The organism is Arthrobacter senegalensis, assembly GCF_059091765.1.
The window spans coordinates 16,272-29,617 of record NZ_JBNHGZ010000007.1 but is presented as its reverse complement, the minus strand read 5'-3'; the positions used below and the strand labels follow the sequence as shown (position 1 = coordinate 29,617).

15 protein-coding genes are annotated in these 13,346 nt (G+C 68.9%); 10 read left to right on the top strand and 5 right to left on the bottom strand.

Annotated elements, in window-relative coordinates:
• Window positions 1-23 precede the first annotated feature (23 nt).
• On the bottom strand, window positions 24-1,163 hold the full coding sequence (locus tag AC5RVG_RS16700; protein WP_494014736.1) for a DNA polymerase III subunit delta': 1,140 nt from the start codon (window positions 1,161-1,163) through the stop codon (window positions 24-26).
• Window positions 1,160-1,810, bottom strand: coding sequence for a dTMP kinase (gene tmk, locus AC5RVG_RS16695; protein ID WP_494014735.1), 651 nt, complete (start codon window positions 1,808-1,810; stop codon window positions 1,160-1,162). Before tmk ends, AC5RVG_RS16700 begins: the two co-directional genes overlap by 4 nt.
• An 82-nt stretch (window positions 1,811-1,892) precedes the next feature.
• Here tmk and AC5RVG_RS16690 point away from each other — a divergent pair, with 82 nt between their 5' ends.
• Window positions 1,893-3,059 carry a trans-sulfuration enzyme family protein gene (locus tag AC5RVG_RS16690; protein WP_494014734.1) on the top strand — a complete coding sequence of 389 codons (1,167 nt, stop codon included), beginning with the start codon at window positions 1,893-1,895 and terminating at the stop codon, window positions 3,057-3,059.
• 38 nt (window positions 3,060-3,097) lie between these two features.
• On the top strand, window positions 3,098-3,421 hold the full coding sequence (locus AC5RVG_RS16685) for a DUF2516 family protein (RefSeq protein WP_493976898.1): 324 nt from the start codon (window positions 3,098-3,100) through the stop codon (window positions 3,419-3,421).
• A 12-nt stretch (window positions 3,422-3,433) separates the two neighbouring features.
• On the opposite strand, the gene AC5RVG_RS16680 is transcribed toward AC5RVG_RS16685, so the two are convergent.
• On the bottom strand, window positions 3,434-4,252 hold the full coding sequence (locus AC5RVG_RS16680) for a class I SAM-dependent methyltransferase (protein WP_494014733.1): 819 nt from the start codon (window positions 4,250-4,252) through the stop codon (window positions 3,434-3,436).
• A 159-nt stretch (window positions 4,253-4,411) separates the two neighbouring features.
• On the opposite strand from AC5RVG_RS16680, the gene AC5RVG_RS16675 reads away from it, so the two are divergent.
• Window positions 4,412-5,170, top strand: a complete 759-nt coding sequence (locus AC5RVG_RS16675; RefSeq protein WP_494014732.1) for a phosphoglyceromutase — start codon at window positions 4,412-4,414, stop codon at window positions 5,168-5,170.
• 83 nt (window positions 5,171-5,253) lie between these two features.
• Here the strand turns inward: AC5RVG_RS16675 and phoU are convergent, their stop codons facing one another.
• Window positions 5,254-5,913: a phosphate signaling complex protein PhoU gene (gene phoU / locus AC5RVG_RS16670; protein WP_494002321.1), complete on the bottom strand. Its 660-nt coding sequence runs from the start codon at window positions 5,911-5,913 to the stop codon at window positions 5,254-5,256.
• Window positions 5,914-6,088: 175 nt separating this feature from the next.
• Between phoU and AC5RVG_RS16665 the strand changes: the two genes are divergently transcribed.
• Both AC5RVG_RS16665 and AC5RVG_RS16660 read left to right on the top strand, forming a co-directional pair.
• Window positions 6,089-7,291, top strand: coding sequence for a sensor histidine kinase (locus AC5RVG_RS16665; protein ID WP_494002322.1), 1,203 nt, complete (start codon window positions 6,089-6,091; stop codon window positions 7,289-7,291).
• On the top strand, window positions 7,288-7,968 hold the full coding sequence (locus AC5RVG_RS16660) for a winged helix-turn-helix domain-containing protein (protein ID WP_494002323.1): 681 nt from the start codon (window positions 7,288-7,290) through the stop codon (window positions 7,966-7,968). Before AC5RVG_RS16665 ends, AC5RVG_RS16660 begins: the two co-directional genes overlap by 4 nt.
• Window positions 7,969-8,049: 81 nt before the next feature.
• Here the strand turns inward: AC5RVG_RS16660 and AC5RVG_RS16655 are convergent, their stop codons facing one another.
• Window positions 8,050-8,622 (bottom strand): hypothetical protein, encoded by a 573-nt coding sequence (locus AC5RVG_RS16655; RefSeq protein ID WP_494014731.1) that lies wholly within the window; start codon window positions 8,620-8,622, stop codon window positions 8,050-8,052.
• 256 nt (window positions 8,623-8,878) lie between these two features.
• Between AC5RVG_RS16655 and AC5RVG_RS16650 the strand changes: the two genes are divergently transcribed.
• From AC5RVG_RS16650 to rlmB, 5 genes are all read left to right on the top strand, one after another.
• A complete protein-coding gene (locus tag AC5RVG_RS16650) occupies window positions 8,879-9,361 on the top strand; it encodes a CarD family transcriptional regulator (RefSeq protein ID WP_127513280.1) in 483 nt (160 codons plus the stop codon).
• An 89-nt stretch (window positions 9,362-9,450) separates the two neighbouring features.
• Window positions 9,451-10,221, top strand: a complete 771-nt coding sequence (ispD, locus tag AC5RVG_RS16645) for a 2-C-methyl-D-erythritol 4-phosphate cytidylyltransferase (protein ID WP_494014730.1) — start codon at window positions 9,451-9,453, stop codon at window positions 10,219-10,221.
• A gap of 2 nt (window positions 10,222-10,223) precedes the next feature.
• A complete protein-coding gene (gene ispF / locus AC5RVG_RS16640; protein WP_494002326.1) occupies window positions 10,224-10,724 on the top strand; it encodes a 2-C-methyl-D-erythritol 2,4-cyclodiphosphate synthase in 501 nt (166 codons plus the stop codon).
• Between the two features lie 46 nt (window positions 10,725-10,770).
• Window positions 10,771-12,231: a cysteine--tRNA ligase gene (cysS, locus tag AC5RVG_RS16635; protein WP_494014729.1), complete on the top strand. Its 1,461-nt coding sequence runs from the start codon at window positions 10,771-10,773 to the stop codon at window positions 12,229-12,231.
• A gap of 120 nt (window positions 12,232-12,351) precedes the next feature.
• Window positions 12,352-13,332: a 23S rRNA (guanosine(2251)-2'-O)-methyltransferase RlmB gene (gene rlmB, locus AC5RVG_RS16630; protein ID WP_494014728.1), complete on the top strand. Its 981-nt coding sequence runs from the start codon at window positions 12,352-12,354 to the stop codon at window positions 13,330-13,332.
• The last annotated feature ends 14 nt before the right edge of the window (window positions 13,333-13,346 follow it).

Sequence of the window (13,346 nt, the reverse complement as noted above, 5' to 3'; positions counted from 1 at the left end):
GTGCTGCGTGCGGGTCCGGGGACTCAGAGCAGGCTGACGGCCATGGCTTCCATGGCCAGGACGGGGGCAACGTTGGTGCCCAGGCGCTGCCTGGCCTGGGCAATGGCGTCCATCCTGCCCAACGTCTGTTCGGGGGTGGATCGTTCCGCGTAGGCGGTCAGATCCTGGCGCAGGTATTCGTTGACCAGTTCGGTGCCGGTACCCAGCTGGAGGCTGAGCACGTCGCGGAAGAACGTGCTCAGGTCGATCATTACTCGGTCCAGCGAGTCGCTGACACTGCGCTTGGCGCGGCGTTTCTGGTCTTCCTCCAGCCGCTTGAGCTGGCTGCGGATGGCCGGCGGCATGGCGCCCTTTTCGGGTGCCCCGAGCGCGACGAGCAGCGCCTCTCGCTCGGCCTCGTTGCGCTGTTCGGAGGCGGCCGCGGCGTCGGCATTGGAGATCTCCACGAGTTCGCCGGCGGCGGTGACGGCGTCGGCCACACCGCGCAGCCGCAGCGGCAGCCGCACTATCGTGTCGCGGCGGTGGCGGGCATCGGCGTCGGTGGCCAGGCGGCGGGCCACGCCGATGTGGCTCTGCGAAACCCGGGCGGCGAAGCCGGCCAGCTCGGGATCCGCGCCGTCCCGGCGGACCAGGAGGGCGGCGACGTCGTCGGGCGGCGGAATGCGCAGGCTGACCGGGCGGCAGCGCGAGCGGATGGTCACCAGCACGTCCGCCGGGCTGGGCGTACACAGGATCCAGATGGTCCGCGGGGGCGGTTCCTCGATGGCCTTAAGCAGCACATTGGTGGTGCGCTCGGTCATCCGGTCCGCGTCCTCGATGATGATCACGCGCCAGCGCCCCGAGGACGGCTTGTCCTGCGCCTTGCCGACCAGTTCGCGCATCTCCTGAATGGAGAACGTCACGTTCTCGGTGGCCACCAGGGTGGCATCGGCATTGGAACCGGCCAGCACCGTGCGGCAGGCATGGCAGGCCCCGCAGCCGCGTTCGGCCGGATCCGCGTGGTCGCACAACAGCGCCGCGGCGAAGGACTTGGCGGCGTTGCTGCGGCCGGAGCCGGGCGGGCCGGTAAAGAGCCAGGCGTGCGCGGGGCGTTCGGCGGCGGCCGCCCGGCTGAGCTGTTCGATTACCGCGGCCTGGCCGGGCAGGTCGGACCAGACGCTCATGCCAGCAGCTCCCGCACCCGGGCCATGATCGCCACGGTCAGGTCGTCGCGGTCGGCGGCGGCGTCCAGGACCAGGTACTTCTCCGGGGCTGCGTCGGCCAGTTCCACAAAGGCGTCCCGGATCCGGGAGTGGAAGTCGTCGGCCTCTGACTCCAGCCGGTCCTCGGCGGCATCCCCGGCCGTGCGCCGCTCGCGGCCCTGCTGCGGGGCAACGTCCAGCAGCACGGTCAGGTCGGGCAGCAGCCCGTCCGTGGCCCACAGGTTGAGCTCCCGCACCGCCGCCAGTCCGAGCCCGCGGCCGGCGCCCTGGTACGCCACCGAGGAGTCGATGAACCGGTCGCAGACCACCACCTCGCCGCGCTCCAGCGCCGGCCGAATGACCTGTTCCACGTGGGCGGCCCGGGAGGCGGAGAAGATCAGGGCCTCGGTGCGGGCGTCGATCTCGCCGTGGCCGTGTTCGAGCACCAGCGCGCGCAGCTTTTCCCCCACGGGGGTGCCGCCGGGTTCCCGGGTACGTAGCACCGTCCGGCCCATCCCCTGCAGACGCTGTTCGACGGCGGCGGCCTGGGTTGATTTCCCCGCCCCGTCCCCGCCTTCGAATGCGATAAAGAGGCCGCGTACGGTGGCGGGCTGGCGGTCGGAACTCACCTGATTAGCCTAGCGGGAATCGCCGGGGCCCGCGGGACGGTCACAGTTAGCGTGTGGATGGCGGTGGTACTAATGTGCTCTCATGACCGACGCCTTCTCCCACGGCCGCCAGGATGCCGGGCAACTCGCCCCGGACACCGTTGTGGTTTCCTCCGGACGGCCGCCCCGCGACCACGACGCACCGGTCAACCCGCCGCTGGTGTTGTCCTCCACGTTCTTCGGCCGGGGCGAAGTGGTGCAGGGGGACCGCGCCTACGGCCGCTACTCCAACCCGACCTGGGATCCGTTCGAAGAAACCCTGGCCGAGTTGGAAGGCGCGTCCCTGCCCGGACTGGTCTTCGCGTCCGGGCTCGCGGCCGTTTCGGCCGCGCTGTCGCTGCTCCCTCCCGGCGGCGTGCTGGTGATGCCGCGGCACAGCTACCAGGGCAGCCTGGCCATTGCCGAGGAGCTGGCCTGGCGCGGGGAACTGCAGTTGCGCACGGTGGACATCGCCGACACCGCCGCCGTCACGGCTCAGTTAGCCGGCGCCGACATGCTCTGGCTGGAAAGCCCGACCAACCCGATGCTCGAGATCGCCGAAGTGGAGGTGCTCGCCCGGGCCGCCCACGCGGCCGGCGCCCTGGTGGTCGCGGACAACACCTTCTCCACACCCTTGGGCCAGCGCCCGCTGGCGGCGGGGGTCGACGTCGTCGTGCATTCGGTGACGAAGTACCTGGCCGGCCATTCGGACGTGGTGCTCGGCGCCCTGGTCACGTCCGACGAGGACCTGCGCTCGAAGCTGCTGGTGCACCGGTCGCTGCGCGGCGCCATCGCCGGGCCGTTCGAGACCTGGCTGGCACTGCGCGGCGTGCGGACTCTGGCGCTGCGGGTGGAACGCTCCCAGGCCACTGCCGGCGAACTGGCCCGAAAACTGCAGCAACACCGGGCCGTGGAGGCCGTGCGCTACCCGGGCCTGCCCGAAGACCCGGGGCACGCCCGCGCCGCGGCGCAGATGGACGGCTTCGGCTCCATCATCGCCATTCAGGTCAAGGGCGGGGCGGCGGCCGCGGACAAGGTCATTGATGCGCTCAGGCTGTGGCTGCCGGCGACCTCGCTGGGCGGCGTGGAATCGCTGATCGAGCGGCGCCGCCGCCATGTCAACGAACCCGAGAGCGTTCCGGAGAACCTGCTGCGGCTGTCGGTGGGAATCGAGAACCCCGCCGACCTCTGGGCGGACCTGGACCAGGCACTCGCCGCGGCGGACGTGTGAGGCTGCCGAAACGCACCCCCACCGGTTAGGCTTAAGCCGTGCTACTCGCCTACGACATCCAATACTGGCTCTACACGGTCCTGGGGCTGGTCGCCCTGGTGATCGAGATATGGGCGCTGGCGGATTGCGTGGGCCGCAAGGCCGACTACTTCCAGGCCGCATTCAAGAAGACCAAGGGCTTCTGGGTCGGCGTGCTGGCAGCCTCCACGGCGGTCGGGGCCCTGGCCGCGTTGGGCGCCGGCGGCCTGGGCACGTGGATGATCTTCCAACTGGCCGCCGTTGCCGCTGCCGGCGTGTACCTGGCGGACGTCAAGCCCGCCCTGATCGAGGTCAAGGGCGGCGGGTCCGCCTACCCCTGGTAGGTTCTGCCTCACTCACCCCGCGGGCGCGACGGCGTGCCACGCCACGGTGACTTCCCCCAGCCGCCACCTCGACGGCCCGTCGAGAAGCGGCCACCCGGCGTCGTGCATCCTCTGGCACATGGCCAGCCAGCGCTGCCGGATTCCGAACGCGGCCAGCGGAGCCGCGTCCGCCCACGCGCGGTCCAGCGCCTGCAGGTAGCTGTGCACCCGCTCGCCGGGAACATTGTGGTGGATCAGCGCCTTGGGCAGCCGCTCGGCCACCTCGGAGGGCCGGCAGAAGGCGCCGAACCGCAGCGAGATGCTCAGCGAGAGCGGCCCTTCCGGCGCCACCGCGATCCAGGTGGCGCGGCGGCCGATCTCATCGCAGGTGCCGTCGATGAACAGCCCGCCCGGCGCCAGCCGTCCCCGCACCGTGTCCCACGCCGCGCCGTACTCGGATTCCGGGTACTGCCGCAGCACGTTGAACGCGCGGACCACCGCGGGCCGCCGGCCTGCCACCGGGATTTCGAAGCCGCCTTGCCGGAAGGTCAGGCCAGGCCGCTCCAAGGCCTTGGCCACGGCGACGCGTGCCGGCTCAATCTCGATCCCGATCACCTCAATGTCGAGGCGCACCCGGGACAGGCGGTGGTGGAGTTCGACGGCGGTGGTTGGCGCCGCCCCATAGCCCAAGTCGATGACGAGCGGGTCCGTCGACCCGCGGAGGCAGCCGGCGGCCGGACCGGCCAGCCAGCGGTCCGCGCGGCGCAGCCGGTTGGGACTGGTGGTGCCGCGGGTGGCCGTGCCGATGGGTCGGCGGACGGGACGGCTGGCGGCGGCGGTCGTCTGAGGCACGAGAAAAAAGAATAGGGGCACGGCGGGCCCGCACAGGCCGCTACGGGCCGGATGTGCGCAAGGTCACTGGCGGAAATTGCGGGACTGCCCCCGGGTTTGACCCCGTAATGTCATGCCGCTGCCGCCGGTGCCGTGCGGTGCTCCGCTAGGATGGCAGCCATGACTTCCATCTCGAAACACACGCTGGTCCTGTTGCGCCACGGGCAGAGCGACTGGAACGAAAAGAACCTGTTCACCGGCTGGGTCGACGTCCCGCTGACCGACCTGGGACGCAAGGAAGCGCACCGTGGCGGCGAGCTGCTGGTCGAGCACAATCTGCTTCCCGACGTCCTGTACACCTCGCGGCTGAAGCGGGCCATTGTCACAGCCAACCTCGCGCTGGAGGCCGCCGACCGCAGCTGGATCGACGTCAAGCGCAGCTGGCGGCTGAACGAGCGCCACTACGGCGCCCTGCAGGGCAAGGACAAGGCGCAGATCCGCAATGAGTTCGGCGAGGAACAGTTCATGGTCTGGCGCCGGTCCTACGACACGCCGCCGCCCGCCCTGGACGACGCCAGCGAATGGTCGCAGGCCAACGACCCCCGCTACGCGGATCTGGGGGACGCCGTGCCGCGGACCGAATGCCTGAAGGATGTGCTGGAGCGCTTCCTGCCGTACTGGGAATCGGACATTTCCGTGGACCTCAAGGCGGGCAAGACGGTGCTCGTGGCCGCGCACGGCAACTCGCTGCGCGCCTTGGTCAAGCACCTGGACGGCATCAGCGACGAAGACATCGCGGGGCTGAACATCCCTACCGGCATCCCGCTGGTGTACGAGCTGGACGAGAACCTGAAGCCCGTCACCGCCGGCGGCACCTACCTGGATGCCGCGGCCGCGGCGGAAGCCATCCAGGCCGTGGCGAACCAGGGCAAGAAGTAGCCACACGCCAAGAAGTTGCCACACGCTTAAGCAGGAAGGCCGGCTCCCCGCGGGGAGCCGGCCTTCCTGCTTAAGGTCCTGCGTTACACGGACTGGCCGTTGGGGCGCCACTCGCCGGTGACCAGGTAGGTCACCTTGCGGGACACGGAGACGCCGTGGTCGGCGAAACGCTCGAAGTAACGGCTCGCCAGCGAGACGTCCACGGTGGTCGGCCCGGAGGAGTTCCAGGCCGGATCGGCAATCGCCTTGAAGACGCCGGCATGCAGCTCATTAATGCGGGAGTTGTACGTGTCGATCTGGGCGGCGAGGTCCAGGTCGCGGGTCTCGAGCAGCTCGGTCAGCTTCTCGGAGATCGCAATGTCCTTCTCGGCGAACTCCCGGAACGTGTCGCGCAGCGAGGCGGGGATCACGAGGTCCGGATAACGCAGCCGGACCAGTTGCGCGATGTGCCGGGCGAGGTCGCCCATCCGCTCCAGCGAGGCGCTCATCCGCAGGGCGCCGACAATCATCCGCAGGTCCGAGGCGACCGGACCCTGCAGCGCCAGGATGTCAATGGAACGCTCGTCCAGGTCCGTCTGGAGGAAATCGATCCGGGCGTCGGCGGCAATGACTTCCTGGGCCAAATCGATGTCGGCGGTGTCGAGCGCCGTGGTTGCCTTCTGCATCGCCTCGGTGACCAACCGGGAAATCTCTACCAGCTGCTCTCCGACTTGATGGAGTTCGGCCTGGAAAACCTTGCGCACTGGCGTCCTTTCGCTTGTGTACGTGGAGCATAGGGGTCCTAGCATCCCACTGGCTTCATACCCTCTCAGCCCGCGGTGAACTATTACGCCACCTCAAGTGAACGTTAGTTGAACGGGGAGGCGATTGCTACCGGAACGGCCCTGGCACGTGCCCGGCTGCGCCTAAGCTAGAGGCGTGGATCCACTGATATTTGGCTTGCTGGCAGGGCTCGTGGGCTTGGTGCTGGGCAGCTTCGGTGTGCTCGCCTTCGGCCTGAGCGATCGCCAACGGCGGCGCCTGCAGGAAGTGGACGAACCGACGCTGCCGGACGGTGCCGCCGAGGTGCTGTCCGTCGTCGGCCGCGCCTATGTAGTGGTGGACGCGATCGACGGCGTGGTCCGGGCCAGCCCCGCCGCTTATGCCTTCGGTTTGGTCCGCGGGCACACCGTGGTGCATTCCGAGTTGCTCGACCTGACCGCCCGAGTGCGCCGCGACGGCGTGATCGAGGAGCGGCAACTGGAGCTGCCGCGCGGTCCGCTCGGCCAGGGCACCATTGTGGTCCAGGTGCGCGTGGCACCCATCGGCGAGGAGTACATCCTGCTGCTGGCCGATGACCGGACGGAGATAACCCGCACCGAAGCGATGCGCAACGACTTCGTGGCCAACGTGTCCCACGAATTGAAGACCCCGGTCGGAGCCATCTCGCTGCTGGCCGAGGCCATCGACGACGCCGCCGACGACGAGGAAGCGGTGCGCCGCTTCGCCGGCCGCATGCACAAGGAGTCGCGCCGGCTGGGCGCCCTGGTGCAGGACATCATCGAGTTGAGCCGGCTGCAGGGCGCGGACGTGGTGCAGGACGGTACCGAGGTGGACCTGAATGCCGTGGTGGCCGAGGCCGTGGACCGCAACAAGCTGATGGCCGAAAGCCGGCACATCGAACTGTCGGTGGGCGGGAAGATTGACGGGCCGGTCTTCGGCGATGCCGAACTGCTGACCACCGCGTTCCGGAACCTGATCGACAACGCGATCCGCTACGCGCCCGAACGGAGCAAGGTGGGTGTGGGGCTGCGCGTGCGCGAAGGTCTGGCCACTGTCTCGGTGACCGACCAGGGCCCGGGCATCACCCCCGATCAGCAAGACCGCATCTTCGAACGGTTCTACCGGATCGACGATGCCCGCTCGCGGCAAACCGGGGGAACCGGCCTGGGCCTGAGCATTGTCAAACACGTCATCTCCCAGCACGGCGGGGAAGTATCGGTGTGGTCGCAGCCCGGACAGGGCTCAACCTTCACCGTGCGGCTGCCGGAAATGGAGCAGGAAGACGGCGGCACCACAGAATCCGTGGAGCCGCGCACGCAGGGCGCCGGTGTGGCGCATGAACAAGGAGTCGGTGCTTGACCCGCATTCTGGTCGTCGAAGATGAAGAATCGCTGAGCGATCCGTTGAGCTATCTGTTGGGCAAAGAGGGCTTCGAAGTCGAGGTGGTGGATAACGGATTGGACGCCATCGTTGCGTTCGACCGCTCCGGAGCGGACCTGGTCCTGCTGGACCTGATGCTGCCGGGACAGTCCGGAACCGAGGTGTGCCGGCAGCTGCGGCAACGCTCCGCCGTTCCGGTCATCATGCTCACCGCCAAGGACTCCGAAATCGACAAGGTGGTGGGGCTGGAACTCGGTGCCGACGACTACGTCACCAAGCCCTACTCCTCGCGCGAGCTGGTGGCCCGGGTCCGCGCGGTACTGCGCCGCCAGGCCGAACCGGAAGAACTGGTGCCCAATGCAGTCTCCGCCGGACCGGTGCGGATGGACGTGGAACGGCACGTGGTCAGCGTGGACGGCGAGCCGGTGTCGCTGCCGCTGAAGGAGTTCGAACTGCTGGAGATGCTGCTGCGCAACTCCGGCCGGGTCCTGACGCGCGGGCAGCTGATCGACCGCGTCTGGGGCTCCGACTACGTCGGCGACACCAAAACCCTGGACGTGCACGTCAAGCGGCTGCGCAGCAAGATCGAACCCGATCCGTCCGCGCCCCGCTACCTGGTCACCGTGCGCGGGCTCGGCTACAAGTTCGAACCGTAAACCGAGGGCGTCAGCACGGCAAAAGGCCGGGCAGCTTCCCGAAAGGGAAGCGGCCCGGCCTTTTGTGAAGCGATGGCCGGGTTAGGCGCCGGCCTCTTCGGTGGGCTCGCCGGTCGGCTCTTCCGCGGCGCCGTCTGTCGGTGAGGCGGTCTCGGCAGGCGCCGCGGTTTCCGTGGGCTCGGCCGACGGAACGAAGTCCCGGTACTCCGGCAGCGTGCCGTCGAGCACCGGCACCAGCACGTCGGCGGACTCGTTGTTCACGCGGACGGTGATGTCCACCAGGGCGCCGGGAGCGGCACCCGGGCTGCCGACGATGGTCTCGTTCTCATCCTCTTCGAAGATGACCTTCCCGTCTGCCGGGATGGTGACGGTGGCGGTGCTGCCCGGGCCGGTCAGGGCCAACTGCACGGGAGAATCGGAGGTGTTGAAGGCGGTGCCGAGGACACGGGCGGGGGCGTCGGCAGACTCTGCGACGACCAACAGGTTGCGCAGTCCGATCGAGCCGACGTTGGCCACGATGCCGTCGCTGGCGGAGTAGGACTTGGTGGTGGCCTGTTCGTTGATTGCGCCGCATCCGGTCGATGCGAGCAGGGTGAGCGCGGCGGCGCCTGCTACAAGGGTGCGCTGCACACGGTTCTTCGGCGCAATCTTCACGGCAGAAACTCCTCAGTCAAAGTCAGGGTGCGGTGCTGCAGATCTAGGCAGCTTGCCTCGCCTAGCCTATCGGCAAACCGGTGAAAAGTAGGATTCGACGCCGGTAGGTACCCGCGGGCGAAGCACCAAATCCACGATCCGTCAAGGGGGCAAAGCGCGGCATTCTAACGCTCGGACGGGCGTAGAGGCCTGCAAACTCGCGGAAGTGGCCAAACCATCCGTGATAAACTGGTGGTCGGGAAAGGGGATACTACAGATGGTATTTGAGGTCGGCGAGACAGTTGTTTACCCTCACCACGGTGCCGCAAAGATCGAAGAGATCAAAATGCGCACCATCAAAGGTGAAGAGAAGATGTATCTCAAGCTCCGGGTTGCCCAGGGCGATCTGACGATTGAAGTACCGGCGGAGAACGTGGATTTGGTCGGCGTCCGCGATGTGGTGGGCAAGGAAGGCCTCGAGCATGTGTTCGATGTGCTCCGTGCCGAGTTCACCGAGGAACCGACCAACTGGTCCCGCCGCTACAAGGCGAACCTGGAAAAGCTGGCCTCCGGCGATGTCATTAAGGTGGCGGAAGTTGTCCGCGACCTGTGGCGCCGGGACCACGACCGCGGCCTTTCCGCGGGCGAGAAGCGGATGCTGGCCAAGGCGCGCCAGATCCTGGTTTCCGAACTCGCCCTCGCGGAGAAGACCGACGAAGACAAGGCAGCCGAGGTCCTCGACGAGGTTCTCGCCTCCTGACCACGCTCCAAGCGGCCGGCATCCAGCACTGGAAGCCGGCCGCTTTTTCGTGGCCAAACCGCCCGGCCGCGCCCCATTAGGCTAAAGGGGTGAGCACAGCAAGCACTTCCCTGGGCGTAATCATCGTCGCGGCCGGCTCGGGCACCCGCCTCGGCTACGGCCTGCCCAAGGCCCAGGTCCCGCTGGCCGGCGAACCGATCCTCTCCCACGCGCTGCGAGGCGTGCTGGCGGCCGGCATCGCGTCACGGATCTGTGTGGCCGTCCCGGCAGGCGACACCGCCCTGCGGCAGCTCTGCGCGGGCTTCGCCGCGCAGTATCCCGACACCCCGATCTCCGCGGTCGACGGCGGTACCACCCGGGCCGCCTCGGTCGCCGCCGCGCTCCGCGGGCTGGGCGACGGCATGTCCGGGGTCCTGGTGCATGACGCGGCCCGGGCGCTCACCCCGCCCGAGGTCTTCGAACGGGTCGCCGCCGCGCTGGCGGCCGGCGCGCGCGCCGTCGTTCCTGCGGTGCCGGTGGTGGACACCATCAAGGAGGCCGCGCCGAGCACCGGCGCCGGGGCAGAAATCTCACCCGAGAAGGTGGCGGCCACCGTGGACCGCACCCGGCTGCGCGCCGTCCAGACACCGCAGGGGTTCGACGCGGCAACCCTGGCCGTGGCGCACCGGAGCCTGGCCGGCATGGCCCCCGAGGATGCCGCCGCCATCACCGACGAAGCCCTGTTGCTGGAGCGCCACGGCATCGACGTGATGCTGGTGCCCGGCTCCGCGCGGGCCCTGAAGATCACCACGCCGCTGGATCTGACCGTGGCGGAGGCCCTGCTGGCCGCCGGCCGGCCCCGACCCGTCATGAAAGGCTGACCGTGCCCGACTTCCCGTTTCCCCTCCCGCGTACCGGAATCGGAGTGGACGTCCATGCTTTCGCCCCGGACTCCGACCCCCAGCCGTTGTGGCTGGGCGGCCTGCTGTGGGAGGGGGAGCGAGGCCTGGCCGGCCACTCCGACGGAGACGCCGCCGCCCACGCCGCCGCGGATTCGCTGTTTTCCGCGGCCGGGATCGGAGACCTCGGCACGCACTTCGGCACCGACCGTCCCGAGTACGCCGGCGCCTCGGGGGTCCGGTTGCTGTCAGAAGCGGCGCGGATCGTCCGCGAGGCGGGGTTCGAGATCGGCAATATCGCGGTCCAGTTGGTCTGCAACCGCCCCAAGTTCGGGCCGCGCCGGTCCGAATCCGAGGCGGTGCTCAGTGAGGCCGCCGGTGCGCCGGTCAGCGTTTCGGCGACCACCAGCGACGGGCTGGGATTCACCGGCCGCGGCGAGGGGATCGCGGCGGTGGCCACCGCCGTCGTCGTGAAGCTGCCGTAGCAGGGTGCGTTCGCACCGGCGTGGCGGCCGCGGCTAGGCTAGAGCGGTGAGCCTGAGATTCTATGACACCGCCACCGCGCAAGTCCGCGACTTCGTCCCGCTGGCCCCGGGCAAGGCCGGGCTCTACTACTGCGGGGCCACGGTGCAGGGCGATCCGCACGTCGGCCATATCCGTTCGGCCATCGCCTTCGACCAGCTCACCCGTTGGCTGCGCTACAGCGGGTATGACGTCACGGTGGTACGCAACGTGACGGACATCGACGACAAGATCCTGGTCAAGTCCGCCGAATCCTTCCGCCCCGGCGCGGCCGAAGACCCGATGGTGCCGGTGCCGGACGAGCCGTGGTGGGCGCTGGCCTACCGCTACGAACAGGAATTCGCCAAGGCCTACGACATCCTGGGCGTGGAACGGCCCACCTACGAACCGCGGGCCACCGGCCACATCCCGGAGATGCACCGCCTCATCCAGCAGCTGATCGACCGCGGCCACGCCTACCCGGCGCTGGACGATTCCGGCGACGTGTACTTCGATGTGCGCTCGTGGCCGGATTACGGCTCGCTGACGCATCAGCGGATCGAGGACATGCAGGCGGCGCCCGACGCCGGCCCGCGCGGCAAGAAGGATCCGCGCGACTTCGCGCTCTGGAAGGGACACAAGGACGGCGAGCCGGAGACCGCCAGCTGGTCCAGCCCGTGGGGAGCCGGCCGCCCGGGCTGGCACCTGGAGTGCTCGGCCATGGTCACCAAGTACCTGGGCACCGAGTTCGACATCCACGGGGGCGGGCTGGACCTGCGGTTCCCGCACCACGAGAACGAGATGGCCCAATCCAAGGCGGCCGGGCACGGGTTCGCCAACTTCTGGATGCACAACGGCATGGTCACCTTCGAGGGCGAGAAGATGTCCAAATCGATCGGCAACATCATCACCCCCGCGGAGATGCTCCAGGACGCCAGGCCGCTGGTGGTCCGCTACTACCTGGGCCAGGCCCAGTACCGGTCCGCGCTGGACTACAACCCCGGCTCGCTGGTGGAAGCGGGCGCCGCGGTGGAGCGGATCGAGGGATTCATGCAGCGGGCGCTGAAGTTCCTCTACGGCGAGCAGTTCGGCTTCGTCGTGACCGAACGCGTCCCGGAGGCTTTCGCCGCGGCCATGGACGACGACCTCAACGTGCCGCAGGCGCTGGCAGTGGTCCACGAAACGGTGCGGGCCGGCAACACCGCGCTGGACGCCAGGGACAAGGAAGCGGCCACCCGCGCGCTGCACCAGGTCATGGCGATGACCGAGGTGCTGTACATCAACCCGCTGGATCCGCACTGGAGCAGCGGCGGCGCGGACCCCGCGGCCCTTCAGGCCCTGGACGTGCTGGTCAGCGCGCAACTGGAGGAGCGTCGGCTGGCCCGCGAGGCGAAGGACTGGGCCCGCGCCGATGCCATCCGCGACACCCTGGCGGCCGCCGGGATCGTGGTGGAGGATTCGGCCGAGGGCGCCAGCTGGAATCTCGGCTGACGGCAGCCCGCACCGTTGGGCGGTACCCTTTAAAGCAGACGATTCCCGTCGGGCCTGCCGCTCACAGCCGGTGCGCCGCGCGTGGGAACGTATCTTCCCCAACACAAAGGTAGTTTTTCGATGGCCAACAAACCTCGCCCCGGAGCGGTGCGCAAGTCCAAAAAGGGACCCACCGCCGGAACCGGCGGACACGGGCGCAAGGCGCTCGAAGGCAAGGGGCCGACCCCGAAGGCCGAAGACCGCCCGTACCACAAGGCGTACCGCACCAAGCAGCTCTCCGAACGGTCGGCCGCCAAGCGCCCGGCCGGCCAGCGCGGCCCGGCGCCCCGCCGCGGCAAGTCCGCCGGCGAGATGGTGACCGGACGCAACTCCGTGGTGGAGGCCCTGCGCGCCGGTGTTCCCGCCAAGGCGCTGCACGTAGGGGTCCGGATCGAGATGGACGACCGCGTCAGGGAATCCCTGAAGATCGCCGCCGAACGAGGCATTCCGGTGCTCGAATCGCACAAGCCGGAACTGGACCGGATGACCGATGAGGCCGTCCACCAGGGCCTGGTGCTGCAGATCCCGCCCTATGACTACCAGGACGCCCTGGAACTGGCCGAGGAAACCATGGCCAAGTTCAAGAAGGGCTACATCAACAACGCCCCGCTGTTCGTGGCCCTGGACGGCATCACCGACCCGCGCAACCTCGGCGCCATCATCCGTTCGGCCTCGGCCTTCAGCGGCCACGGCGTGATCGTGCCCGAGCGCCGCTCGGTCGGGATGACGGCCTCCGCATGGAAGACCAGCGCCGGCGCGGCGGTGCGCGTGCCGGTGGCCAAGGCGGGCAACCTGACCAATACGCTCAAGGCTTTCCAGCAGCTGGGCATCTTCGTGCTCGGCCTGGACGGCGGCGGCGACGTCTCGCTGCCGGACCTGTCGCTGGCCACCGAACCGGTGTGCCTCGTGGTGGGATCCGAGGGCAAGGGCCTGTCCCGGCTGGTCCGGGAACACTGCGACCAGATCGTCTCCATCCCGATCGACTCGGCGATGGAGTCGCTCAACGCTTCCATGGCCGTGGGCATCAGCCTGTACGAGATTTCGCGGCAGCGCGCGCGCTAGGAGCAGGTGGACCG

What these genes read in the sequence shown, in the direction of transcription:
- AC5RVG_RS16700 (WP_494014736.1), bottom strand. Translation starts at nt 1,163, where the DNA reads ATGAGCGTCTGGTCCGACCTGCCCGGCCAGGCCGCGGTAATCGAACAG.
- AC5RVG_RS16690 (WP_494014734.1), top strand. Translation starts at nt 1,893, where the DNA reads ATGACCGACGCCTTCTCCCACGGCCGCCAGGATGCCGGGCAACTCGCC.
- AC5RVG_RS16675 (WP_494014732.1), top strand. Translation starts at nt 4,412, where the DNA reads ATGACTTCCATCTCGAAACACACGCTGGTCCTGTTGCGCCACGGGCAG.
- AC5RVG_RS16650 (WP_127513280.1), top strand. Translation starts at nt 8,879, where the DNA reads ATGGTATTTGAGGTCGGCGAGACAGTTGTTTACCCTCACCACGGTGCC.
- rlmB (WP_494014728.1), top strand. Translation starts at nt 12,352, where the DNA reads ATGGCCAACAAACCTCGCCCCGGAGCGGTGCGCAAGTCCAAAAAGGGA.